Annotated in this window: 18 protein-coding genes; 1 reads left to right on the top strand and 17 read right to left on the bottom strand. The window is 39.3% G+C overall.

The window, feature by feature from the left end:
• From NC799_RS11830 to NC799_RS11780, 11 genes are all read right to left on the bottom strand, one after another.
• The coding region (locus NC799_RS11830) for an NAD(P)-dependent oxidoreductase (protein ID WP_272446653.1) at nt 1-545 on the bottom strand (545 nt) is incomplete at its 3' end.
• Between the two features lie 146 nt (nt 546-691).
• Entirely contained in the window at nt 692-2,182 is a 1,491-nt protein-coding gene (locus NC799_RS11825) for an aldehyde dehydrogenase family protein (protein ID WP_272446652.1), read from the bottom strand.
• A gap of 11 nt (nt 2,183-2,193) precedes the next feature.
• Nucleotides 2,194-3,369 carry an iron-containing alcohol dehydrogenase gene (locus NC799_RS11820; protein WP_272446649.1) on the bottom strand — a complete coding sequence of 392 codons (1,176 nt, stop codon included), beginning with the start codon at nt 3,367-3,369 and terminating at the stop codon, nt 2,194-2,196.
• A complete protein-coding gene (locus tag NC799_RS11815; RefSeq protein ID WP_272446648.1) occupies nt 3,356-4,459 on the bottom strand; it encodes an Ldh family oxidoreductase in 1,104 nt (367 codons plus the stop codon). The genes NC799_RS11820 and NC799_RS11815 overlap by 14 nt, the downstream gene beginning before the upstream one ends.
• Nucleotides 4,459-5,133, bottom strand: a complete 675-nt coding sequence (locus NC799_RS11810) for an RraA family protein (protein WP_272446647.1) — start codon at nt 5,131-5,133, stop codon at nt 4,459-4,461. Before NC799_RS11810 ends, NC799_RS11815 begins: the two co-directional genes overlap by 1 nt.
• 657 nt (nt 5,134-5,790) lie before the next feature.
• Nucleotides 5,791-6,885, bottom strand: a complete 1,095-nt coding sequence (locus NC799_RS11805; protein ID WP_272446646.1) for a Gfo/Idh/MocA family protein — start codon at nt 6,883-6,885, stop codon at nt 5,791-5,793.
• 107 nt (nt 6,886-6,992) lie between these two features.
• The gene (locus NC799_RS11800; protein ID WP_272446645.1) at nt 6,993-8,147 is read right to left on the bottom strand and encodes a Gfo/Idh/MocA family protein; all 1,155 of its coding nucleotides are present in this window, start codon (nt 8,145-8,147) and stop codon (nt 6,993-6,995) included.
• A gap of 98 nt (nt 8,148-8,245) precedes the next feature.
• Nucleotides 8,246-8,923 (bottom strand): GntR family transcriptional regulator, encoded by a 678-nt coding sequence (locus NC799_RS11795; RefSeq protein WP_417006681.1) that lies wholly within the window; start codon nt 8,921-8,923, stop codon nt 8,246-8,248.
• 41 nt (nt 8,924-8,964) lie between these two features.
• Nucleotides 8,965-9,807, bottom strand: coding sequence for a carbohydrate ABC transporter permease (locus NC799_RS11790; protein ID WP_272446644.1), 843 nt, complete (start codon nt 9,805-9,807; stop codon nt 8,965-8,967).
• Between the two features lie 14 nt (nt 9,808-9,821).
• On the bottom strand, nt 9,822-10,697 hold the full coding sequence (locus tag NC799_RS11785; protein ID WP_272446650.1) for a carbohydrate ABC transporter permease: 876 nt from the start codon (nt 10,695-10,697) through the stop codon (nt 9,822-9,824).
• A gap of 120 nt (nt 10,698-10,817) precedes the next feature.
• Complete coding sequence (locus NC799_RS11780) at nt 10,818-12,167, bottom strand: ABC transporter substrate-binding protein (RefSeq protein WP_272446643.1); 1,350 nt, start codon at nt 12,165-12,167, stop codon at nt 10,818-10,820.
• A 700-nt stretch (nt 12,168-12,867) separates the two neighbouring features.
• On the opposite strand from NC799_RS11780, the gene NC799_RS11775 reads away from it, so the two are divergent.
• The gene (locus NC799_RS11775; RefSeq protein WP_272446642.1) at nt 12,868-14,151 is read left to right on the top strand and encodes an SGNH/GDSL hydrolase family protein; all 1,284 of its coding nucleotides are present in this window, start codon (nt 12,868-12,870) and stop codon (nt 14,149-14,151) included.
• Between the two features lie 98 nt (nt 14,152-14,249).
• Here NC799_RS11775 and NC799_RS11770 read toward each other — a convergent pair whose 3' ends face one another.
• The 6 genes from NC799_RS11770 to NC799_RS11745 form a co-directional block, all read right to left on the bottom strand.
• Complete coding sequence (locus NC799_RS11770) at nt 14,250-16,403, bottom strand: S-layer homology domain-containing protein (protein WP_272446641.1); 2,154 nt, start codon at nt 16,401-16,403, stop codon at nt 14,250-14,252.
• Between the two features lie 615 nt (nt 16,404-17,018).
• A complete protein-coding gene (locus NC799_RS11765) occupies nt 17,019-21,089 on the bottom strand; it encodes a rhamnogalacturonan lyase (RefSeq protein WP_272446640.1) in 4,071 nt (1,356 codons plus the stop codon).
• A gap of 464 nt (nt 21,090-21,553) precedes the next feature.
• A complete protein-coding gene (gene pdxA, locus NC799_RS11760) occupies nt 21,554-22,549 on the bottom strand; it encodes a 4-hydroxythreonine-4-phosphate dehydrogenase PdxA (protein ID WP_272446639.1) in 996 nt (331 codons plus the stop codon).
• Nucleotides 22,549-23,838: a four-carbon acid sugar kinase family protein gene (locus tag NC799_RS11755; RefSeq protein WP_272446638.1), complete on the bottom strand. Its 1,290-nt coding sequence runs from the start codon at nt 23,836-23,838 to the stop codon at nt 22,549-22,551. Before NC799_RS11755 ends, pdxA begins: the two co-directional genes overlap by 1 nt.
• 153 nt (nt 23,839-23,991) lie before the next feature.
• Nucleotides 23,992-24,171: a hypothetical protein gene (locus NC799_RS11750; protein ID WP_272446637.1), complete on the bottom strand. Its 180-nt coding sequence runs from the start codon at nt 24,169-24,171 to the stop codon at nt 23,992-23,994.
• Nucleotides 24,172-25,480: 1,309 nt separating this feature from the next.
• Complete coding sequence (locus NC799_RS11745; RefSeq protein ID WP_272446636.1) at nt 25,481-26,386, bottom strand: ABC transporter substrate-binding protein; 906 nt, start codon at nt 26,384-26,386, stop codon at nt 25,481-25,483.
• Nucleotides 26,387-26,396: the final 10 nt, after the last annotated feature.

Raw genomic sequence — 26,396 nt, 5'->3', positions numbered from 1 at the left:
GCAGATTGTCTATTATGATAAATTATCTTCATACTAAACCCACGGGCCCGTCGTGCAACCGCTTGACCAATCCTGCCCATTCCAATAATCCCTAGTGTTGCACCATAAACATCTTGTCCGGCAAGTTCCATTGGCGACCACGTCTTCCAGTTTCCCTGTTTTACGTAGTCAGTAGCTTCAATCAATCGCCTTGCAACGGTAAGCAGTAAGCCAAATGTTAAGTCTGCGGTTGTTTCAGTTAAAACCTCTGGTGTATTCGTTACGATAATCCCTCTTCGCTTGGCGCAATCCACATCGATGTTGTTGTAACCAACAGCCATATTACTTATCACTTTTAGATGCTTTGCTTCTTGCAAAACGGCGGCATCAATTGTTTCTGTTAATAGACAAAATAGACCATCTATCTGCTTTACCTTTTCTAGTAAAACTTCCCGAGGAACTGGCTCATCTTCTTTTCCCCACATTGTTACTTCACACTTTTCGGAAATCTTAGAAACAATCGCATCGTCAATTTTACGGGTTATATACACTTTAGGCCGTTGAATAGTACTCCCTTCTTTCGCATACTTTTTCTTCTTAGCCGTATTAGAAACCGTTTCCCAAAAGGTGTAAATCTTCCTAATTAACGACTTTCAACTGATATACAAATCATTTTACGTGATACATAACACCCGCATCAGCTTCCAAGCGGTTAGTATTGGAAATAAACAGCTTTTAACTCGGTGAAAAACTCCGCATTCGTCTGTCCAATGGAAAATGCACCAAACCCTGATTGCTTCGTCCCACCAAAAGGTAAGTGGGCAGCACTGGCTGTTCCATGGTTAATATGGACCATACCAGATTGTAGTCTTTCCGCAAATGCATAAGCACTGTGTAAATCTTTCGTAAATACCGAAGCCGCCAAGCCGTAGTCGACATCATTGGCAACAGCCAGTGCTTCTTCCATGCTACCAACCGTGGTGATTGTCAGGACAGGGCCAAATATTTCCTCCTTGGCAATCTGCATCTGTGGTTCCACCTCGTCAAATAATGCTGGTACCATATAATGGCCATCTGCATACACGCCCTCAGTCAATACATCACCACCAAAAAGGAGTTTTGCACCTTCTTGTTGTCCAACATTGACATAGTGTTGGACAATATCTAGCTGTGGTTTATTCACCAACGGACCCATATTCGCATTTTCTTCCCACGCTGGACCAACCCGAATATTTTTCACCTCTTCTAGTAACGCGTCCACTAATTGCTGTTTCTTTTCTTGTACGACAACAATTCGGCTAATGGCCGTGCAGCGCTGACCACTACAAGCAAATGCGGCCGCGACAATTTGCTTTGCCACTACTTTTGCATCATCAAAATCTAATACAACAGCTGGATTTTTACCACCTAGTTCTAATTGGGTTTTCACGAGCCTTTTCGCTGCCGTTTCGTTAATATTTTTCCCGATTTTCGTTGAACCAGTAAAACTAATTCCTTTAATGTCCGGGTGATTTATCAAGGAATGGCCAATCTTTGACCCACTACCAACAATTAAGTTCACAGCACCACTTGGAACACCAGCTTCGGCTAAAAGCTCCATTAATCGAGCTGATGTCCATGGAGTGATAGACGCCGGCTTATAAACAACCGTGCACCCATACGCCAAAGCAGGTATAATTTTTCTAACTGGGGTGACAACTGGAAAATTCCAAGGTGCAATTGCAGCGATCACACCAATTGGTTTTCTGACTGTTGAGTTCCACACACCCGTACGCTCTGCAGGTAATGTCTGGCCTTCAATCCGAAAAGCTTCTCCGGCACAGAACCTCGTCTCCTTTGCAGCTCTTAGCACTTCACCTCTTGACTCGGCTAACAATTTCCCCTGTTCTGCGGATAGCATATAAGCTAATTCTTCGACGTTCTGCTCGAGCAATTCGGCAAATCTATATAAGATTGCCCCACGGTCTGGCCCTGGTACTTGAGACCAGCTTTGAAATGCTTCGTTTGCTGCCCAAACCGCAGCATCAACATCATCTTCAGTCGATTGTTGAAAGGAAGCTAACACTTCACGCTTATTTGCGGCATGATAGATTGGATACGTTTGTTGACTTTTGCTCGCTATCCACTTGCCGTTGATAAAGTTTCCGTAAGTTTTCGGTTGATTTCGCTCCAACCAACCTAACATATTTGTACTAGTTATCACCGCCAAAACGTTCACTCCTCTTCTTTACTCATTACTGCTCGACAAATGTTTTTCAAATCTTCGAGTGATGGCTTTACTGGATTTACAGGAACATTACCTGATTGCATCGCTTCTTCAACAATCATGTCTAAATCTTCTTCTTTTAATCCATAATCAGAAAGTGTCGCATTAATCCCTACATCTCGCTTAAGTTGTCGTACTGCTGTTACAGCCAATTCTGCAGCTTCACGCTTTGTTAAACCGTCCGTATGTTCACCAAAAATACCTGCAATTTCTATAAACTTGTCTAAATTCCCAATCAAATTGAATTGCATAACTTCTGGTAGTAAAATGGCATTCACAACGCCGTGCGGAATTTTAAAGTGTGCACCTAACGGTATAGCAAGCGCGTGTGCCAATCCTAATCTTGTGGAGCTAAAAGCCATTGCTGCTAACATACTGGCCATGAGCATATCATGTCTGGCATCAAGATTTTCACCTTGTACAACTGCAAGCCTTAAACTTTTTGAAATGAGTTTGATTGATTGGATGGATAATGCTTCTGAGATGGGTTGGGTTGCTTTATTTACATAGGATTCAAGCGCATGTGTTAGTGCGTCCATTCCGGTTGCTGCGGTTATATGTGGAGGTAAAGATATCGTTAGTTCAGGATCACACAGCGCAATGGTTGGGCAGTTAAACATACTACCGACGCTTAGTTTAGCTTTCGCTTTTTTATCCGATAACACAGAGAATCTAGTAATCTCACTGCCTGTTCCGGCCGTTGTTGGAATGGCAATCACTGGTGCTCCAGGCCCGGGAACCTTATCGATTCCGATATAATCTCTGATATTCCCTCCGTTTCCAAGAATAAGTCCGACTGATTTTGCTGTATCAAGCGCACTACCACCGCCAACGCCGATTACGAGATCACAGCTGTTCGACCTAGCCAGTTCAACAGCCTGATCAACTGACTCAATGGTAGCTTCTGTTCCAACATCGGTAAAAGTAATAAAATTAATATTTGCTTGATGTAGGGGCTCCTCAATTTTAGCGACAATACCTGCAGCAAGCACTCCTGGGTCACCTACTACTAATACATTTGTCGCTTTAAGCTGTTCGATATGCTTCGGGAGTGTTCTAACATATCCTTGACCAAATTCAATTTTCGTTGGAATTTCATACCGAAAACTTTTACTTACTAACATCTGTCACACCGTCCTTTGCCCTTTCTCCTTGAAAACGAGACTGTTCAATTTCCAGTCCATAACGACTACCAATTTCTTTTAATTCACTCACTACTTTTTCCGGAAGAAGGATTCCATTTTTCTTTCGTTCTATTTCTCTACGGAACTCTAATTCACCCGGAATTAAAATTTCATCAACACCATTTGCCTTTGGCTCTGCCTTAATATCGTCTATATATAAGTCCATTCGTTGCTTAAATTGTTTAATATTCATGAAGCGATTGATGTCTAACGCGATAAAAAAATGCCCAACGTTTTGTGGTTTCTCCCAGTTCTCGTACATGTTGTTCACATATTTCCCGAAACCTGCGCCAGTCAGAACACCCGAGAAAATATCAATGAACATCGAAATCCCATATCCCTTAGGACCACCCAAAGGTAAAACAGACCCCTCGAGGGCTTCGTTCGCATCAGTTGTTGGATTACCTTCTTTATCGATTGCCCAGCCAAGCGGAATGCTTTCTCCTTTTTGTGACGCAACGATAATTTTCCCTCTAGCCACAACACTCGTTGCCATGTCCAGTAAGTATGGCCTATGGTTTCCAGCTGGAATACCAACTGCCAATGGATTCGTTCCAATAAATGGCCTAACCCCCCCGGTTGGCGGCATCGTTTGCGAAGCGTTCGACATCACGACTAGAATCATGTTTTGTTCAATTGCTTTTAAAGCATAGTAAGCGCCAGTCCCAAAATGATTCGAACCTCTTACACCTACGATTGCAACTCCTTGTTTTTTAGCTTTAGTAATAGCGAGCTGCAAAGCTTTACTACCAACAACTGAACCGAAGTTATTGTTTCCATTTAGTAATGCCGACACATCATTTTCCTTCTCAATCGCTACCTCAGCATGCGGGTCAATCATTGACTGTTCTATTCTTTTCATGTAAATCGAGGTTCTTACTACGCCGTGTGAATCGACCCCTCTTAAATCTGCTTGGATAAGCGATTCAGCAACGATTTTTGCCTTCTCATCCGCTACTCCAGCCTTTACAAATATATCGCAACAAAATTGTTGTAGCTTTTGCCAATCAAATCGAGTTGGTAAATCCATTAGAATTCACACCCCATTTGTTTTAGAGTTTGGTCAATCCAACTTCGATCTACAGAACCGTTTTCAATTGATTGAAAAATTTCCTTTTCTTTCTGTTCCTGTTGTTTCACCTTGATGAGAACCTCTTCCGCATACTCAAACGGAATGGCAACTACCCCGTCTTCGTCTCCCAAAATGAGGTCTCCTGGATGAATGACCATTCCACCTAACGAAACTGGAACATTGATTTCTCCCGGCCCATCCTTGTATGGTCCTCGATGCGTGACACCCTTTGCATAGACAGGGAAATCTCCAGCCATAAAAGCAGCAGAATCTCGAATCGCGCCATTGATGACAAATCCTTTAATTCCTTTCTTTTCAGAAAGCTTTAGCATAATCTCCCCTACGATAGCATTGGTTGTTTCTCCTCCAGCATCTACAACTAACACGTCACCAGTTTCGGCAAGATCAATCGCCTTATGTACCATCAAATTGTCACCAGGCCTTGTTTTGACAGTAAGAGCAACCCCTAACAACTTGCCTTTTTTAAAATAAGGCTTCAAGTTCATTCCAGCAGCAAACATTCGATTTAAATTGTCACTAACATGTGGCGTGACCGCATTTTCGAATTGTTTGACTATATCATCACTAACCTTCTTAGTCCGTGAAAGTATTCTAAACCCAACATTATCCATAATACCGCCTCCCATCATTCTGTTGCTCTAAAGGTAAACGCTTACAAATAGATTAAAAAAATATACTTTCTTACAAGATATGAAGTTGGAAATCGTTTTTGGAAATCGTTTTCTAAACATAGATTAGCAAATGTCTTTTGGGATGTCAATAACTTTTTTGAATTTTTAAACAACTATGTTTGAAGAGGTGCTTTTCTTACTACCTTATCACCTTTTTTAAGAAGAACTTATTTAACCAAGTTGGTCAAAGAACATATAATAGCACAATTTAAATCGGTGGACCTAAGGTGGATATGCTCACCAAATCCCTCATTACAAAAAGAGATAAGAGAACAGAATCGTTGACCATGTTGTGTTTATCCTTAAAGTGACCGACGTTCGTCTTCATAGTTTTTACAAATACTTGCTGAAACTGCTCATTTAGTAGTCCCTCTTCCCTATGAGCTTGAGTTCAACACATAACATGTCCCTCGCCATTCATGCGCCCAACAAGCAATCGACTTCCTATCAACTGGTTCATACGCATGAATACATTAGTTTTCAGCAGTTCCTTTACCTTTATCCCAACTCTGAACTGACATACCCTTTCAAACAATAAAAAATAGCAAGGTTCATCTTAATAGATGAGCCTTGCTATTAATAATTTATACTAAAAGATTACAAAACTTCGCTTAAAGCTGGTTCAACATTAATGGCTTGTTCTTGTGCATCAATACATAATTCAGCTGCCTTAAACGCATGTTCTTGTGTCATCGCATTTTCTGTTCCATTTAAGCAGTCTAAAATGAAGTGACCAAAGAAGGGATATCCTGCTTGTTCTGATGGATTAAAATATTGTTCTCCTTGATGATTAACTAGATAAACATGGTTAGCGGAAGAATCACGAGCAATGTCAATATATTTTCTTACCTCTATATAACCATCTGTTCCTAAAATTGTAACACGACCATCACCCCACGTACCTAATCCATCCGGCGTAAACCAGTCGACACGGAAATAGAAAGTTGCACCGTTATCAGCAACAAGAGTGGCATCGCCATAATCTTCAAATTTTGGATATTGCTTAAAATTGTAGTTTGCCACTTTGCTATGAAGCACTTTGGCATCCTTCGCACCTGCATAGTGTAAAAACTGCTCAATCTGGTGACTACCAATATCGCATAAAATTCCACCATAGCTTTCTGGGTCAAAGAACCAATCTGGTCTACTAGGTGCATTGGCGCGGTGTGGACCAGTACCAATTACCTGAATGACCCTACCTATTGCACCCTCTTCAATTAGTTGGCCAGCAAAAACTGCTCCCTCGTTATGGAGGCGTTCACCGTAATAAATGCCCCATTTCAATCCAGTTTCAGATACCTTTTTACGTGCCGCTTCCACTTGCTCTTTTTTCGTAAAGGCAGGCTTATCGGCAAAATAATGTTTTCCTTTATCTAATACACGCAATCCTAAAGGACCTCGGTCGACAGGAATACTCGCGCTTGCCACAAGTTGAATGCTAGGATCCTCCAAAATTTCCTCTTCTGAATTTGCAATTTTCACACTTTCATAAGCTTCACTAAATTTCTCCGCTTTCTTTATATCTGGATCATAAACGGCAACAATCTCTGCACCAGCTTCTATTAGGCCGTTAACCATCCCATAGATATGTCCATGATCTAGGCCAATTGCAGCAATCTTGAATTCTCCCTTATCTACAACTTTGTTCGGCTTTCCCTTAGGAGCATAGTTCATGCCATCATTTTTACTCATTTTGAATCAACCTCCTAAAATTAAAATCTATATATAACAACATAGACAAATAGGATTCTCAATCGAATCCTATTTTGTTTTTCGTTTTACATGACTATTTAAATCTATTACTCGTAGTTTCCACCTGTAGTAATTTTATTATCCAAAAAATTCTCTACTGTGTTTTTCTTTTCAAAGAAATAAGTTGTATTCTTCAGGACACCATCTCTTGTGTAGAAAGGTGCGTCCTTCTCTAATGGAAGTTTTATTGTCTGCCCTAAACTTGCAGATTGATAGATTGCAGTAATTAATTCTAAAGTTTCACGCCCCTGGAATCCATCAATCAGTACTTCGTTTTCACCGTTAACCGCCAACAGTACATCATGTATTTGTCCCGTATGTCCTTCGTATGGAATCGACTGTTGTTCATCATAAATTTTTTGGATTTTTTCTTCCAATTCCTTATCCTCTTCCGGAAAGCCATTCTCCAATGACTTTGATGCCTTTAATTTCCAAGGAGCGGAAACACGAGCATTTTTCCCTTGGAAGATTAATTGTTGCTCCTCACCGTGATGGATAACAGAGCTTGTGATTTGCGCTAGTGCACCTGTATCGTAACGGCAAATGGCTACCGAAATATCTTCCACTTCTGCATTATCATGTGATGCATTACTCGTAACCGCTGTAACTTCAGAAGGCATTCCGTTCATCCATTTAAAAATATCAATATGGTGTACGGCATGGTTTAACGTGCAACCGCCACCTTCCTTTTCCCATGTACCTCTCCACCATAAATCATAATAGCTATACCCTCTCCACCAATAAGAATCTACTTGAGTATGAACAATGGCACCCATTAATTTTGTATTTAATACATTTTTTAATTTCATCATCGGATTCGTAAATCGATTTTGGGCAACAACAGATAGGATTTTATTATTTCTTGTAGCTGCTTCGTTCATAGCATCACACTCTTCCAAGGAAGAAGCCATAGGTTTTTCCACTAAAACATGTTTACCAGCATCTAGGCAATCAACAGATATTTGAGCATGAGTATAAGGTGGTGTACATACGGATACTAAATCAATATCATCACGCTTCAACATTTCTTTATAATCATCATATACTTCAGCTGCAAGGTTATATTCCTTGACACTTTTCTTTGCTTTTTCCGGATAGATGTCACACAGCGCAACAATATTACAATTGCCCTGAAACTCTTGATACCCTTTAATATGAGCCGATGAAATAGCCCCTACACCAACTATCGCAACATTAACCATCTAATAATCCACTCCTTTTTATAAAATAATAAAGCGATTACAATAAATATATATTAATGACCGGAATTGAGATGAATGACCAGACTTTCGATCCACATCTAATTAAAATAATCCGGATAGATACTTTTCAATTCGTCTTTCTCTACAATTACTAACTTTAAATGATTAGACATGGCTCGTTCAGCAGCTTCTTTATTTTTATCTATAATGGCCTTATAAATAGCTTTGTGCTGTTCATAAACGGTGTCCCAATTTGTTTTAGAGGACAACTTCAGTATTCTTAATCGATCAAAATGACTATTCATTTGCCTAACCATTTTCCACGTTTTGAATTTGTTACACCCTTGGAAAATCAATTTATGGAACTCTTCATCTAGTTCAAACAACCGTTTAAAAGTTCCCTTATTTAAACATAGTTCTTGCATCGTAATATTTGTTTCCAACTGAAACAAAGCATTATTATCAAAAATATCACAAGCTTCTCTCACAACTGCTTTTTCAATATTTTCACGAACGAATCTTCCCTCTTCCAAGATTGCTAAATCAATTTTCGATACAATCGTGCCACTTTGCGGATAAATTCCCAACAGGTCTTCTTGCTCTAATTTCAAAAATGCCTCTCGGACCGGGGACCTGCTCACGTTCAGTCGTTCTGCTATCTCTTTTTCTGAAATCTTTCTGGCTGGTTCTAGTTCACATTTAATGATTTGTTCTTTTAAGGTTTGATAAACAAACTCCCCAACTTGCCCATTAAACCGCCTATTTGTAATAGAAATGTATAATCACCTCACTCATAAAGCAAATTATGGGCTAACTACTATCCTTTTAACCCGTGCGTTGCAATACCTTCTGTTAAATGGCGTTGGAAGAATAAGAAGATTACAAACACCGGAACAACCGATAAGATAGACATGGCAAACAAGCTTCCATATTGTGATTCACCTAAATTAGTCATGAACATACTTAAACCAAGTGATACGGTGAATTTTTCGGGATTAGACAAATAAATTAATTGACCAAAAAAGTCATTCCACGTCCAGTAAAAAGCGAAGATTGACATCGTAACAATAGCCGGTTTTGCAAGCGGTAAAATTACTGTCGTAAACATACGGAAGGTACTACATCCATCAATTAGAGCTGCTTCGTCTAAATCCTTTGGAATTCCACGAATAAATTGCACCATTAAATAAATAAAAAACGGTGTGACGCCAAGAAAACTAGGCAGCATTAACGGTGTGAAAGAATTTACTAAATTTAATTTATTAAAGATAATATATTGCGGAATCATGACTACCTGTATAGGTAACATCATAGTTCCAAACATAAAGCCAATAAAAAATTTTCTTGGTGTGAATCTTAATCTAGCAAATGCAAATCCTGTTAAAGTTGAGCTAAAAATACTTCCAACAACTACAACAATTGAAATTAAAAAAGAATAAAGAAACATTGGACCGAAGTTCATTGGAGCATCAGGCCCAAAACTTGAAAGGTAATGTTCAAACGTCCATGTTTTCGGAATCAAGTTTGTCGTTGAAAAGATTTCATTATTAGGTTTAAAGGATGAGAAAAACATCCATAAAATCGGATATACCATAAAAAACGATACCGTAATTAATAAAATATGTCGTAATGTTGTTTTTGCAAGAGATTTCTTATTCATTGACGAACACCACCTTATACATCATAGTTAACCCAGAACTTTGAAGTTAGATAAATGAAACTTGAGATAATCGCAATAATCACTAATAGAATAACTGCAAGTGCTGCAGCATAACCCATATCAAAGTACGTAAATGCATTTTGATATAAATAATACACGTAGAACAACGTAGACTTCATTGGTCCGCCGCCAGTAATAATATAAACTTGCGTGAACACCATGAAGGCTGAAATAGTGCCCATTAATAAATTAAAGAAAATAATCGGTGATAGCATTGGCAATGTCACATGGAAAAATTGTTTTAGTTTAGATGCACCATCAATCGTCGCTGCCTCGTATAAAATGGTTGGAACTTGTTTTAATCCAGCTAAAAAAATTACCATTTCTGATCCAAATTGCCATACAGCTAAGATTATAAGAACATAGATAGCTGTTGAAGGATTACCTATCCACATTGGACCAGCAATTCCAAACACTCCTAAAAAAGAGTTTATTGGCCCATTAGCATCAAATAGCTTTTTCCAACCAATAGCTACTCCTACACTACCACCAAGTAACGAAGGTAAATAAATTACCGCACGATATAAGCCAATTCCCTTTATATCCTTCAAAAGGAGCATGGCAACCAATAGAGAAGCAATTAAACGCAACGGAACAGATAAAGCAACATAATACAATGTTGAACGAATAGATGCCCAAAAATTCCTATCATTCCAAATATTCGTGAAATTATCTGCACCTATCCAAGTCGGCGCACTTAACAAATCATAATCTGTAAATGCCAAATAAAAGGTGAATAGCATCGATCCAACTGTCAAAAACAACATACCTATGAGCCACGGGCTTATAAAAGCATAGGCAGTTAAATTCCGCTGTAAAGGGGTTTGCATTTTTTTAAGTTTTTCGGGTTTTTGTTTTAACGTCGTAGCCTGCACTTGCTGCGTTTGCAATGTTGGAACCTCCTTTTAACAAGATGTCACTATAAGGGTGACATCTTGTTATGCAATATTTTACTTACTTAATGATTGGTTCAACTGATCTGTAAACTCATCAGCAGCTTCGCTTGGTGTAAGTTGTTTAAATGTTACCTGTTGCGCAATATCTTTTAAAATATCTGCTGTTCCGTTTGCATTTGGGGGATCTAAATCTAAAGGCGTTGCTACTTCCTCTACTTTTGCCATAACCTCATTTTGTCTTCTGACAGTGTCGTTATCTGTAGATTCTGCAACTAATTGCATATTTTCAGAATTAGCTGGAATACCGCGATCATTTTCAAATAATTTAGATACTTCGGGGTCGTTTTCTAAAAAGTCAATTAACTTAGCCGCTTCTTCTGGATACTCTGTGTTAGCAGCAGCTGTCCAGAACATAGCAGCATGTAATGGATATGGTTTGTTATCATTACCATATTCCGGAAGAAGAAGTCGTTTAATCGGTTTATTTAAAGCGGTTTCATACTGTCCGCCAGTTCCTAAAAACAACCAGTTAAACGCTGTTTCCCCTGCAATAAAAGGACTAGCAGACATATCATTATGTGCATATGCTGAATTTTCTTCTGCAGTTGGAACGCCGCCCTTTTCTTGTAAATCTAGCCAATATTGGAACCAAGAAGTAAGTGTTTCCTTAGACATTCCAATGGTTTTACCATCTTCACTATATAAGTTCTCACCCTTTGTTCTTGCCCAGTAATCTAAGTAAGCAGGTTGTTCCATTTCATTTGCAGCTCCATACTTACCTGTTTCTTCATATATTTTTACAAGCATGTCGGCATAGTCTTCCCAAGTGTAATTCTCTTCAGGAATGCTAACTCCTGCTTCTTCCAATATTTCTGGATTAGATATTAAAATCTGTGCATTGATAGACGTTGTTAATGCGTATTGCTTTCCGTCAACTTTTCCCAATTCTAGAGTATTTTCCCCAATACCTGAAGTATCAATATCAGTTGTTCCTAAATCTAATAATTGTTCCTTTTCAACAAAGGACTTTAATCTTGATCCGTCCATTTGCATCACATCCGGTAAACTACCACCAGCTGCTACAGTTGCCATCTTTTGCCAATAACTATCCCATGAATAATACTCAGCTGTTACTTTAATGTTCGGATACTTTTCTTCAAAAAGGTCGATGGCTGCTTTTGTTACTTCTGTCCTATTAGGATTAGTCCACCAAGCAAATCTTATGTTTACTTGTTCATCTCCAGAAGCGCTTTCTTTATCCTTTTCAGAAGCATTCGTGTCATCGTTCGTGTTACCATCTGATGATCCTGTTTCACTATCGCCACCGCTACAACCAACTAACAATAATCCAAATGTTAAAACAATCAATAAAAAGATTGCTAATTTACTTTTCATAAATTTCATGGTTACCCTCCTATGAATTTAGTACTTTTCAATATTTCTAGGTGTTTTAAGATACATCAAAATAACAAATAACCCCCCCTATAACCACCTCCCTAAATACTGGCACCGCTTACAATTAGCCATTAAAAAATTCAGTTGTTCCTTTCACCCTTTAGAGTTAATGTTATGGCATCGCTTACAAATTGCAATAAACAGGTAGTTTACCATAAAACCATTCTAATATAACTAGTATATTAGTATTCTTTCCAAATTATAAATCTTAATTATAATTAAGTCAACAGATTATTCTAAATTCATATTTTTTCTAACCATGGTAATTAACCTAGGACACCCACATATCAAAAAATGCGTCAGCAAATCAGCATTTAATATAAAAAAACAATCCTTTTGAATCTCTCAATCCCCTGTTGAACCATAGTTTTATCTTTTGCATAAATAGAATAGAAGCGGGCCTAAACATATCCAACAATCCCTTTTAATCAATACCTCCCAGTAGCATTGACCTATTAATCTTTCCTATCTCGACAAAATAATTGAAGGAATCATTACCTCTAACCAACTTATTTCCCATAAACTAGGGGAATAAAGCGAAAACAGAAAAAGTTTGTCTATAAATCCATACAAAACTCCCATACTTCCCTAATATTACTAGTGTTAAGATGTGTATTATTAAACAAACAATTTACTAGGAGGCGAAGCAATGTTTAAAAGAAGGTTTAACTTATTCGTAATTTCTGCCATTATTTTCACTTTAGCTTTCTCTTTCTCTACCCTAACTGTAACCGCTGACAACAAAATCGGGAGCTGGATTGGGGCTTGGGCAACAAGCCAGATGGCTGCGTGGACAACTGTTGATTGGGATGGCGGCTTTTCTGAAAATGGATTTGACGATGAGACAATTCGAATGATTGTGAATCCAACAGCTTCTGGGGAAGAAGTAAAAGTTCGACTATCCAATGAATTCGGAGAAAAACCGTTAACTTTTGGAAAAGCTACAATTGGAAAAACAGATGAAGATGCAAAGGTCATTTCCGATTCAATTGAAACACTAACTTTTGCTGGAGAAGAATCAGTTACGGTACCAGCAGGCGAAGCTATCGTCAGTGATCCGGTTCCATTTGATGTTGTTGATGGAGAGGATTTGACAATTAGCGTCTATATCCCAGAGGAAAGTGGTCCAGCCACTTGGCACAATACAGCTAATCAAAAGAGTTATTTTTCAGTCGGAGATGCTACAGCAAACGTTGATGGAAGCGGATTTACAAACGACTCCAATTCTTGGTTTTTCCTATCTGGTGTAGACGTTCTAACAAAATCTAACAAAAAGGCTCGCACCATTGTAGCATTAGGCGATTCTATAACTGCAGGTTACTTATCTACCTTAAATGCTAATCAACGGTATACAGACTTCTTAAATGAGCGCCTGGATAAAGAGATCAATAATCAAACATTTTCTGTGCTTAATCAGGGAATTTCCGGGAACAAAATTTTGAGAGATGATGCCATATTCGGTGAAAAAGCATTAGATAGATTAGAAAGAGATGTCTTTTCACAAACGAATGTTACCGATATCATTCTATTTGAAGGTATCAATGACATCGGACACGTTCCTCATCAGTTGGATGCAGAAGAAATTATTAAAGGAATGAAACAAATTGCAAAAGAAGCCGATAAACGCGGAATTAGAATTTATGTTGGTACGTTGACTCCGATGAATTCTTTTACTGGTGACCCAACTTATTACACAGAAGAAGGCGAAGAAACACGACAAGCAGTAAATGAATGGATTCGTAGCCAAGATATTTTTGATGCTGTTTTTGATTTTGACCGTGTAGTTAGAGACCCTGAAAACCCTGACAAAATTTTACCTAAATATGACAGTGGTGATCAACTACACCCTAATGATGCAGGCCTAAAAGCCATGGCAGATTCGATTGACCTTTCCATATTTAAACAACCATTAAGCAGAACAGCCTATAAGTAATATTGGAACAAAAACAGATTTTATAATTTCCTAAACAAACAGAAAAAGGACGGTTCTCCTGCTTCTTTTCCGAAGCGGAGAACCGTCCCCCTGTTTCTTTACTGTTTATCGACAACTATGTCAAATACTTTTACTATGTCATTGACTTTCACTGTTAGTTGAGCAGTGTCGCCGTTTGTAGCGGTGTCTTGTAAGTCAATTGTTTCGCCATTAACCGTTGTGTTTAACTCAGCCGCAACCGTTGTAAGATCATACGATTCCCCGTATTGATCTAGTCCAACGAGATCGCCACTGATTCCATCAAACGTCGTATCTTGACTAATTGTAATGGCATCAACACCATTAGCAAGCTCGATAGACTGAAGTTCGGCCGGAGCAGGTGTCGTATTTTTTACAGAAAATTGACCGTCAGTAAGATAAATATTTCCATCCTTGATCGTCACAATGACTTCTTGTTCAGTTTCCGTTGCAAATGGTGTTGCACTTAATGTTGCCGTACCATCTTCTGCCACAACAAGTGTTGCTTCTTCGCTTCCTTCTGTTACACCCGAAAGCTCAACCGTATAGTTGTTTAGATCAGTAACTTCAGAGATATAACCATTAATATCGATACCGATCATCGCAAAGTTGATAGATGCATCGCTTTCGGAATTATAGTCAATAACAAAGTCTGAAACTTCAGATGTCGGCATCAAATAGTATTCCGCAGTTTCACCGACTTCTGTATAGTCAACTGTAAACTCACCAAGTACATCACCGTTCGCTGATTGAACCGCGTAACTTGCAACAACAGAGTCTGAAAGTCCTGACGCGACCACCTCTATCGTGTTACCATTTAGTGTTAGCGTCAATCCTTCTACACCATCAGCAGGATCAACCGGTACAATTTCCAAATCACCAGGGTTAGCAATTTCTTGGCCATATTGATCAAGAACAACAAATCCACCAGCTACTTGATTAAACAGTGTCGTCATCAGGGCAGTATTACCATTAGTGAACGATACGGAATCAACAACCGGTGCTTCTTTTACTTCAACAGGGAATTCAAACGTCTTGTCTTCCCATTTCAACACCACATTTGCTGTACCTTCTTTTATCGGCGTAAGGACACCAGCGTTTGTGACAACAAAAACAGAGTTGTCAGAACTAGAAATATCTAATCCTGCAAGGTTTTCAAGTCCAATCGATTCACTAGCATCGTCACCGATTACTTCATTGTTATAGTTTATCGCTTCTACAACATCAACTTGGAACTCAGATCCCATCGTAGCAAAATCTACTTCGCTATCCCCTTTTAGTAAGACTGTCCCGGATATCGCTTTGATGTCTGCACCATCAACAATCGCCACATCAAATTTCCCTATCTCTTCATCTACCGCACTTTTCACTTGTACCGTTACAGTCGTTCCTATTAAATCATCAGAAAGACCATTTTCCTCATAGGCTTCAGCAAGTGTCCCATCCTCATTAAACAGTCCTTTATTGTCATACACCTTAAAAGCAGTTGTGTCCACATACTTCATGTTTGTGTCATTCGCAGCAAAGAATTCGGTACTTGCAAAAATATTAAATTCCGCATTGCCAGTTGGTACGTATCCATCTTCCTCTATGTCAGCATACGCAACAGAATCAACTACTTTTTGTTGTGCTAAATATAAGAAAGTAGCAAATTGTCCACGCGTAACTGACTCATGTGGGCGGTAATCTTCTAATTGGTTTGTAATGCCCTGTTGAGCTAATATGTTTACATTTTGTTTGTGCGAATCACTAACATTGGCTAAATTAATCCCAGTGTCCTCGCCAGTATCTTCTAATCCGAGAGCAAGCACTAAGATTGTTGCCATTTGTTCACGTGTTAAGTCGCCATCCGCATCAAAAGCTCCGGTAGTCCCTTTGAAGATTCCAGCTTCTGTTACTGCTGCGATTTGCTCGGCATAACCACTATCTTTATTAACATCATTGTAAGTGGAAAGAATAGATTCTAGATTAGTAGGGGCTTGTAGTTTGAGTGCGTTATATAATAAAACAGCTCCGTGTCTTCTTTGTAATGTATCATTTACACCAAAAGAGCCGTCTGGATACCCTGTAATAATTGCTTTACTTGCTAAAGCCTCAATTGCTTCATAGTGCGAGCTCGTTTCGTCTACATCGGAAAAAACTTTTCCATCAGCTAAAGCCACCACAGGCGCGATCGAAGCTAGTGCAGCTGTTGCCGCGATTGAAGTTTTTGCTAGTTTAGTAAATGTTGTCATCTAATGTCCCCCTATATGATCGATTTCTTTTATGTCCTATCTCACTGTAACAGGGACAAAACAGAAACTAAATGCCAAAATCCTACCATACGATGCTGATTCTTCAAACGTTGGAAAAGAATGGGGAAACAGGAGGACAGTTATTTCGCTTCCATTTTTAGTTAAATGAAAGAGGGTCTAACTAAAGTGGTATATTACGGAAGAAAAATTGAGACGAGGGATCTTCGGCATACATAAGTGCCTATCATATAACTAGTTTAGCGAACTTTGAACAAATAAAAAAAGCGGTAGAACCATGCCCACCCTAGGGCAAGCTCAGCCTCGATTCAGACTCAATCTACTGGATTCAGATATTGTTTTTTATTACCGTTTAACCGTTCAAAGGGCCCGTTCGGGCGTTTATATCGTTTTTTACTACCGTTTAACCGAAAATACAGTATACTCAAAATTAAAAAATGCTATCCTTTTTTTATTCTAGATGGTGGCTGCAGAAAGCCATGGTGGTTTCTTATCTTGTAAGAAAAGCGCAAGCCGCGCCTTGCTAGACAGCGCTTGGATCTTTTTATACTTTCTTTTCTTGTAAGAAAAGAAGCGGGGGAACTCCCCCGCTTTCACCTATTCTAGCAATGATTGGGCTTTGCTAGAATAGGTGGATATTTGTTCCTGGTCAAGGCCACTTTTTTCTAGTTGTTTGATAAAGTCTTGTAAAAATTTTGCAGCTTGTTTTGGTCTGCCTATATCCAGTTGATGCTTTGCTTGGATTAATTTGTTTCTTAATACAGCGTACTTGTTATCCGTTAATTCTAAAGTCACTGAGTTAATTAGGTTATTTAAAACTCCTGCTTTATTTACGTAGTTGACAGATGGTGCTTTTAATTGTTCTGAAAGTACTCTGTCGCTAATATCCTCACCTAAATAGAACCCGGTAAGTGGCGGTTGGTTATATGCTGAATTCTGCGCTGCAACTGCATTCCGGTAGACAGCATCATGCATTAATGTGTAGATGCGATAGTCAGTTGGAATCGTTGTACTAAAAATTCTAAGCTCAGAACTGTCTGTCGTTGGCAGCAGCACTTCTTCACGCCAATCACCTAAAATATCAGCTTGCAAGGTTGGTGTTGCCTTTGTTCCATTATTACTAACAACACCTTCAAAGGTTCTTAGTAATTCGGCTTCACCATTGTCTTCATTATATTTAGAAATGGTTGTGTCATCTAACAATTCTTGTAACAAGTCGCCATCCCAGTATAGAGCAAAGTTAACGGACAGACCTGCATCCCTGAAACTATTTGCAACAACATTCCCTTGTACATTGTAAATTCCTCCACCAGTTTCCACTGTATTTCCACCAGTGCCCCAGAATTCATACCCTGGATTTGAGGTAATATTAGCAGCTACTCCGCGTCCTGCATCCTTGTTCGCATAGTAAGACATTAACGTCTCCCCTGTCGCTCCATCATGATATTCTACAGAAGCAGCAGAAGTTTCTTCACGCACGCCAAACACATGAATACCTTCACGATCCGGATCGAAAGCACCTACTCGGAGAGCGTCACCATGACTACCTGGTTCACGACCCATCTTCCCATCCATTGCGTATAGAATCGACCCATCATCGTCAAGTGTTAATGAACCTGCAACAATTTCATCAAATCCATCGTTATCCACATCCCCAGTTGCAAGGTTATGATTACCTAAACCTCCGCCACGCCCAGCTTCATCAGAATCAAACGTCCAGCGTTCGACAAGTTCGCCGTTTTCTAGGTCATATGCTACAAAGGTTGTGCGTCCATAATATCCTCTACCATATATCGCACTAGGTTTCTGACCATCTAGGTATGCAAGACCAGATAAGAATCTGTCACTACGGTTGTACCACGTATCACCCCACGATGAACCGCCGTCACCTGCTTCTTTTTCAACCGGGAAGGCAAAATCAATCGTGTCAATAACCTCACCTGTTTCGCCATTAAACACAGACATATATTCTGGTCCACCAGTAACATGGCCACTGTCATTTACCCATTTCCCATCATCTTCTGCGTTACCTATCACACTGATTACTTTGTTACTGTCAAACTCGCCATTTGTTACCCCGTATGATGTTGTTGCATCAGCGGTTTTGATTAAAAATTCACTCTTACCGTTACCATCTAAATCAGCAACAACAAATTGGTTATAATGGGCACCAGATGTCAAGTTACGTCCCATGTTTATTCTCCACAGTAATGTCCCGTCCAGTTTATAAGCATCAAAGATAGTCGGCCCTGTCATATCCGTTTGTGAACTATCAATTGCGTTGGATGGGTACCATTTGACAACAACTTCAAATTCGCCGTCCCCATCTAAGTCTCCTACACTAGCATCATTAACACTATAGGTATAATCCCCTGTAGTAGTCGTTCCACCCTCTGGTTTTTGCATTGGGATAGATAAATAGTTTTCTCCTTTTGCTTCTATGCTATTTTTTTCGGTTCTTTTACCATTAACTAATGTTTCAACAGTGTACGTATCACCTGGTTTCCCTTCTAAATCCTGGTAATTCGATACAGAGAGTGGATCTTTGTTTAATTTTTCCTCACCACGGTAAATATTGAACCTAACATCTTTGTCGTATTCATCAGCTAACAAACGCCACGATATAAAAATACCATCTTCTGCATTAAGTGCTACCACACCTCTGTCTAACCATTCTGTGTTTCGTGCTGTTTCAGGAGGTGTTAAACGGTTGTAAACATAAAGTGTCGCTGTTCTATTAAAATCATTGTTTATCCCTTCCACATCAGCTAGAGTCCCTTTAAATGAATAGACACCTGATTGATTGGGGTTCCATTCTTTACCAACTGCTACCCATTCACTGATATTAACCTTTACTGTTCTACCACTCGCTAGTGTCGCGGTTACAGTTTCTGGTAACCCGATTGAATCAATCTCTGCTGCTGTCTCACCAACATAAACACGTTGGTATGGTAAGTCAGCTACTTTTGTAATCGTATTGTCATTAATCGGCACACTATAAACGCCAAGATTATCTAGGTAAGTCGTCCATGTATGGTTATTACCGGATGTGCGTATACCTGATAGCCTAACAGTGGCAATCGAACCATCGAAAGCTACACGGTCCAAAGAAGAAGTGTATGCTTCACTTTGACTCGTTTCTTGATTTACTAGTGATAATGATACTTCGTTATTATACAAGTCAAAATTAACTTCAACACTATACCATGCTTCTGGATTAGTAATGCTCGTTTCTGTCGGTGTCTTGTTACCAGCAAAGAATGTTAGTGGTGCATTATTCGTATTATTTAAAGTAAACACCGTATTACCAGAACTATCGATAATTCTAAATTCGCCCCCGTTTTCCTCTGGTCTATCCCCTTTATCATTGTTTTTCCCTGGATACCAGTCAAATTTGACAAGTATCTGTTCACCTTTAACAGATGTATCAAAGTTCTTGGTAGCGTTGCGGCCACCTGATTGATTAACGATACTAAAATCAAGCTTCGGTGTGTCATTACCTGCAATATCGTCTCTATTTATTGAAACCGTTGCAGCATTAGTTGTGAAGCCCCAATTCGGTGGAACTGCTTCAACCGCATCACCAAAGTCACTGAAGTAAACCGGTTCATACCCTTCAACTTGCGGGATAGGCGGTTGTTCCTCTACTTTTACGGTAGCCGTTGCAACTACATTGTTGTCATTCTTTGCATTTGGGAAATCAGCTAGGTCTAAAATACCAGTAAAGGCATAGCTTCCTGTAGCAGTATCCGTATAATCTTCACTATCCCAGTTAACAGGAATTCCGTCAATTTCCACTCCATTTTCAAGAGTTGCGTCCATCACACTTGGTAAGAAGGAAATGACATCTTCTTTTGCCACTCCAACCGGAATACTGAATTCCGACATGTAATCTGTAGTAATGTTTTGAATATTTTCAGGATCCTGTACTGGTGCCTGCACGCCTGAACCGTAAATAGAAAAATTATCCAATCCAGTGGTAAAGCTTAGATTATTGCCACTCGCTCGATTTCCATTCGATCCAATCGAAGCAATGCTGTTTACATAACTTAACGTACTAAAATCAATTGAAGAAGCAGTAAACATGTTTGCTTCATTCGCTTTATCAAAAATTTCAATCGAAATCTGTTCCGTTACAAAATCGAACAACACCTCTACCGAAAGCCAACTACCATCTGTACTTACATTTGGTATTGCTGTTGCTCCGGTTAAGTCCGCACCACTGTCGCCTACTTCATACATAATTTGTCCACTTGTTCCACCTGCCTTAATTAGACGGAAAATTGGATTATTATTTATATCACTAAAGGAGATCTCACTTGAGTTTAAAGCAGTCGATACATCCCCTGGCTTCCAATCAAACGTGAACAAAACTTGAGAATCAGAGGTTGGTTGGTCAAAGGATTTGGTAACTAAACGGTTGCCACTCCCTGCTCCAGCTGTTTGTAAGTATTGATTACCACTATCGTCTGAGACTACCTCAACGGTTGTTCCACCCCCAGGTGAAAACCCCCATGCATCCCCGTTCTCAAAATCTGTTTCCAATAACAAATTGTATTGGCTTTTGTCTGTAACTTCTGCTTGCACAACGAAAGAAAAGTTTGAAAAAATCAGCAAAAAGATAGTAAACAGAATCAAACTTCTTTTATTACGGCTTCTTTTCTTCAATGAATTAACACTCCTTTTCCAATTTTCTCAAAAACACTGAGCTCCATTGACTCACACAGGGTTTCATTTAGTCATTTTCCGCTTTGTTGATAGTTACCTTTTCTTTTCACCCCCTTGCAGACTCTAGCTTACTAATTAGCTAATGACCGTGTTGCAAGCGGATACATTTTCTGATAGTTAAAATCTTGGAGTAATTATGTGAGGATTGATATGTACCAATGGAGTATATTTAGTATAGATAACAGAAGGTTTAACAGTCTATAACACTTTCTTGACCAACACAAAATCAACCACTAACACTTTTTCACCAAACTAATACTATTTTTGACGGAAGCACGGGGACCCTGTTAACAAATGGATTTTCCTAAAGCCACAAAAGGCACACCTAGCTTAATTAGCTAGATGCACCTTTCGGCAAACTTCCTATTGTTCTCGAAAGAAACACGCCACTTGGCCGGATTCTACTATTCTCTCGGGGCGAGCTCAATTGCCGATTTCATTGCTTCAATAAGGCTTCTTTCGTCTGCAATGTTTTTCCCTGCAATATCGAATGCAGTTCCGTGGTCGACAGATGTCCGAATCACTCCACCTTTTAAACCAACCGTAATATTCACACCAGCCTCAAGGCCAAGCACTTTAATCGGACCATGACCTTGGTCGTGGTAACACGCAACAACGATATCAAAGTCCCCTCTCCCCGCACGGAAAAATAACGTATCCGCTGGGTGAGGACCAGATGCGTTGATTCCTTCTTCTTTTGCGCGTTCAATACCAGGAATTAGTTTTTCCTCTTCTTCACCATTTCCAAACAGCCCATTTTCACCTGCATGTGGATTAATTCCACAAACGGCAACGCTTGGATTGTTGAAACCAGCACGAGTTAACGTGTCATGTGCTAATTTAACAACATTATAGGTTCTTTCTGGATTAATCATCTCAATTGCTTTGATTAGTCCAACGTGGGTTGTTAAATGAATCACTTTTAACTTTGGAGATGTTAACATCATCGCGTAATTTTCTGTATCCGTTAAATCTGCCAGAATTTCCGTGTGACCTGGGTACATATGTCCGCCTTTGTGTAGTGCTTCTTTATTTAATGGAGCTGTACATATAGCTTGGATTTTTTTCTCTTTAGCAAGTTCAACTGCTGTTTTTAAGTATTCAAATGCTGCATTCCCAGCTTCAGCAGATACTTGACCAAAAGGTAAGTCAGCAGGAAGTAAGTCAAGGTCGATACAATCAATTGTTCCAAGTTCAAATTTCGCATCAGCTATTTGTTTGATCGCACGAACGGCAACATCCGCTTGAGTAACACCAACTGCACGTTCCAACATTTTCGCATCACCAATAACAACTGGCTGACATTGATCATATATTTCTTTTGATAGTAAACTTTTTACAATGATTTCTGGTCCAACTCCCGCTGCATCCCCCATTGTAATTCCAACGACAGGCTTCATTATGCTTCATCTCCTTGTAAAGTTTTCATTGCATGGATAAAAGTATCCTTGGTTCCAAAAGCACCGGCCTTTGTAACGGAATATAAAGAGTATTTTCCGATTAATTGTCCAAGCGGTACACCTGTTTCGATTTCATCTAATAACTGAATCCCGGTAGTTCCAATACTCATACAAACTTGTTTAGCTGTATCTCCACCAGTAAGGATTAGGCCTTGAAAATTTAACGTGCTAAGTAGGTCATTTGTCAGTTTACCTAGACGTTGAACAATTAAGTTACTCACATCTGTATTACTTAACCCGATTTCTTGTCCAATTTTTTGAGCTTGATCAATTGCATGACGGTCCCCGGTTGGAAAAATAGCAATATGATACCCATCTTCGTATGCTTGAATCGCTTTTCGCTTCGCCAATACCACTTCTTTTTCCGAACTCTCAGCTCTGATAAGCATGCTCGAATCTAGTTCGATACCTGCTACCGATGGATGTTCAAGAAATCTTGTAAGTTGTGTTCTAGTTACACTACTAACACTTCCAGCTACAAGCAAAACTGGGAGGTCATTCTTAATAATTTTCGAATCAATTTCTTTTCCACTTAGTTGATAGACCTCTGGAAGGTAATTAGCTAGTCCAGCCGAACCTAACCAAACAACGTTATACGATGATTGATGAACAAATTCAGCAACTGCTTTTAAATCTTCTTCGGTTTCGGAATCAAATAGGATATAGTGTGTGTTTTCCTTATAATAATCATCCATCTTTTCTTTAACCGCGTCATATCCACTACGAATTTCATCGATATGGACTAGACCAATTTCACGGTCGGTTTGTTGTTGAAAGACATGAGGAACATAAGCATCAAGGACGGGGCACTTTGGGTCTTTGGCAATTTCGGTTTCATTTATTGGTGTATCATGCAAATACATCTGTCCCTGAACAATTTTTCTACCGTTTTTCGGATATCCAGGAGCAAGTATAACTAATTCCGGTTTGATTTCATCATACATTGCATCTAGTTCTTTGCCTAAATTCCCTCTAAGCGTGGAATCCACTTTTTTATAAATGATATCAAATTGATTTCTTTTTATATAGCTCGCTGCAGATAATACTCGTTGATAGGCATCCTCTTTTTTGATTGACCGACTATCGGTATCAATGACTATCGCTTCGTCAGACATGGCATCCTCATTCGTTGTTTGAAAACGAACGGATGTTTTAAGTCCGTATCTAGATAATTGAACACCGCTGTCGTTAGCACCTGTTAAATCATCTGCAACCATTCCGATACGCATGCTGTTTCACCTCTTTAGAAAAGCCCAAGTCAAGCACGACCCGGGCCTATTGTTAATTCATGTAATCGCACTCATTACCACGGAGAGTATTGACTTATACGCCAAGGCGCCGACGTAACTGGTCTAGACATCTCTTGACCATAGCCTTTTTCTTCAAGAATGTTTTGCCATCGCTTTTTTGACACGTTCTTTCGGGTCCCAGCAATTAAATTGATAGGAAGACTTTGTATCAAACCCTAGCCTCTTACAGTAAATTCGTTTATCGCCACTCTCTTTCCTTTCAATCCGAAAATTTATACACGTCGCACAACAATGATACCGATTGTTTGTCATAATACCCCTCCCAAAGGAAGTACGGGACGGTTTTGTCACTTCCTTGCTTTTTATATCATGGTTTTCAGAGTCTGAGAGTATTTCCCAGAAGGAAAAGTCACGCCTTCGAAATAAGGTAATTGTCGATGATGGGAACGATTATCAACACTTTTGATTAAATTCAAGTTCAATCTGTCGATGATGGGCATGATCATCTACACTTTTGACTAAATTCAAGTTCAATCTGTCGATGATGGGCATGATTATCGACACTTTTGACTAAATTCAAGCTCAATCAGTCGATGATGGGCATGATCATCGACACTTTTGGCTAAATTCAAGTTCAATCTGTCGATGATATGCATGATCATCGACACTTTTGGCTAAATTCAAGTTCAATCTGTCGATGATGGGCATGATCATCTACACTTTTGGCTAAATTCAAGTTCAATCTGTCGATGATGGGCATGATCATCTACACTTTTGATTAAATTCAAGTTCAATCTGTCGATGATGGGCACGATCATCGACACTTTTGATTAAATTCAAGTTCAATCTGTCGATGATGGGCATGATCATCTACACTTTTGATTAAATTCAAGCTCAATCTGTCGATGATGGGCTTGATCATCGACACTTTTGACTAAATTCAAGTTCAATCTGTCGATAATGAGCACGGTCATCTACACTTTGCACGAAATTCAAGCTGAATCTGTCGATGATGGGCTTGATCATCGACACTTTTGGCTAAATTCAAGTTCAATCTGTCGATGATGGGCATGATCATCGACACTTTTGGCTAAATTCAAGTTCAATCTGTCGATGATGGGCATGATCATCTACACTTTTGATTAAATTCAAGTTCAATCTGTCGATGATGGGCACGATCATCGACACTTTTGACTAAATTCAAGTTCAATCTGTCGATAATGGGCATGATCATCTACACTTTTGATTAAATTCAAGTTCAATCTGTCGATAATGAGCACGATCATCTACACTTTTGATTAAATTCAAGCTGAATCTGTCGATGATGGGCATGATCATCGACACTTTTGGCTAAATTCAAGTTCAATCTGTCGATGATGGGCATGATCATCGACACTTTTGATTAAATTCAAGTTCAATCTGTCGATGATGGGCATGATCATCGACACTTTTGATTAAATTCAAGTTCAATCTGTCGATGATGGTCACGGTCATCTACACTTTGCACGAAATTCAAGCTCTATCTGTCGATAATGAACACGATCATCGACACTTTTGGCTAAATTCAAGTTCAATCTGTCGATGATGGGCACGAAAAACAGAAAAATCGTTCCCATGCCGATCAGCTATTAATATTTCTAACTTTATCTTTCGCTGAATCAGGTAATGAAAAAATGGATGGGTGAAATAAGGATGCTAATACTTCGATTCCATCGATTAGGGTGGTGCTCGGGCGGGTGAATAGGTCTGCGTCGGCTAGAAACACATGGTTATTTTTTACTGCCTGCAAGTTATTCCACCCTGGTTTTTCCGCTAATCGACTAATTTCCTCAGATGCACGTTCTATATCAAATCCACAAGGAGCAATTACGATAACCTCCGGGTCGTATAACCTGACCTTTTCCCACGGGGTTATAATCGAATAGCCAGAAGGATTGGAAAGCATATCCACACCACCAGCAATCGACACTTGATACGGGATCCAATGGCCACAATTGTAGATTGGATCCATCCACTCCATGATCATCACCTTTCTCAGCGGTGCATTGTGCGCTCTTAGCTCTGATAAAATATGTTGTTCGCGCTCCTTGATGCTCTTAATCAACTGTTGACCAGCCTCTTCTTCACCTAAAACGTTAGCAATGGTGAGCGCGTTGTCATACACATCATCCAAGTTTCTCGGTACTAAAGGTATAACCGTTGGCTTTTTGTCTAGTTGATGTAGTGCCTTTTGCACAAATGACGTCCCGATTTGACAAACATCACAAACATGCTGCGTGAAAATGACATCCGGCTCGATTTCTTTTAACAAATCAATATCAATATAATAGAGACTCTTACCTTCTTTAACCGAGTCTGAAACAACTCTTTCAATCTCTTCACTAGTATAATGGTTATCCTCTAAATAAGACCTCACCACACGTGGTCGATCAATTGGACATTCAAATGTAACACCATACAAATAGTCTTCAAGACCCATTTCGGTAATCATGCTAGTTGATCCTGGTAAAAACGAACAAACTTTCACTTTCTTTCCC

Origin of the sequence: Aquibacillus salsiterrae (assembly GCF_028416595.1) — a bacterium.
GTDB lineage: Bacteria > Bacillota > Bacilli > Bacillales > Amphibacillaceae > Aquibacillus_A > Aquibacillus_A salsiterrae.
The sequence above is the reverse complement of the archived record's forward strand: the minus strand, read 5'-3'. Positions and strand labels throughout refer to the sequence as shown.

Coding starts and splice junctions, on each gene's coding strand:
- NC799_RS11780 (WP_272446643.1), bottom strand. CDS start 12,167: ATGAAATTTATGAAAAGTAAATTAGCAATCTTTTTATTGATTGTTTTA.
- NC799_RS11775 (WP_272446642.1), top strand. CDS start 12,868: ATGTTTAAAAGAAGGTTTAACTTATTCGTAATTTCTGCCATTATTTTC.
- NC799_RS11755 (WP_272446638.1), bottom strand. CDS start 23,838: ATGCGTATCGGAATGGTTGCAGATGATTTAACAGGTGCTAACGACAGC.
- NC799_RS11815 (WP_272446648.1), bottom strand. CDS start 4,459: ATGGATTTACCAACTCGATTTGATTGGCAAAAGCTACAACAATTTTGT.
- NC799_RS11790 (WP_272446644.1), bottom strand. CDS start 9,807: ATGAATAAGAAATCTCTTGCAAAAACAACATTACGACATATTTTATTA.
- NC799_RS11805 (WP_272446646.1), bottom strand. CDS start 6,885: ATGAGTAAAAATGATGGCATGAACTATGCTCCTAAGGGAAAGCCGAAC.
- NC799_RS11750 (WP_272446637.1), bottom strand. CDS start 24,171: ATGACAAACAATCGGTATCATTGTTGTGCGACGTGTATAAATTTTCGG.
- NC799_RS11770 (WP_272446641.1), bottom strand. CDS start 16,403: ATGACAACATTTACTAAACTAGCAAAAACTTCAATCGCGGCAACAGCT.
- NC799_RS11785 (WP_272446650.1), bottom strand. CDS start 10,697: ATGCAAACCCCTTTACAGCGGAATTTAACTGCCTATGCTTTTATAAGC.
- NC799_RS11810 (WP_272446647.1), bottom strand. CDS start 5,133: ATGGATAATGTTGGGTTTAGAATACTTTCACGGACTAAGAAGGTTAGT.
- NC799_RS11800 (WP_272446645.1), bottom strand. CDS start 8,147: ATGGTTAATGTTGCGATAGTTGGTGTAGGGGCTATTTCATCGGCTCAT.
- pdxA (WP_272446639.1), bottom strand. CDS start 22,549: ATGAAGCCTGTCGTTGGAATTACAATGGGGGATGCAGCGGGAGTTGGA.
- NC799_RS11820 (WP_272446649.1), bottom strand. CDS start 3,369: ATGTTAGTAAGTAAAAGTTTTCGGTATGAAATTCCAACGAAAATTGAA.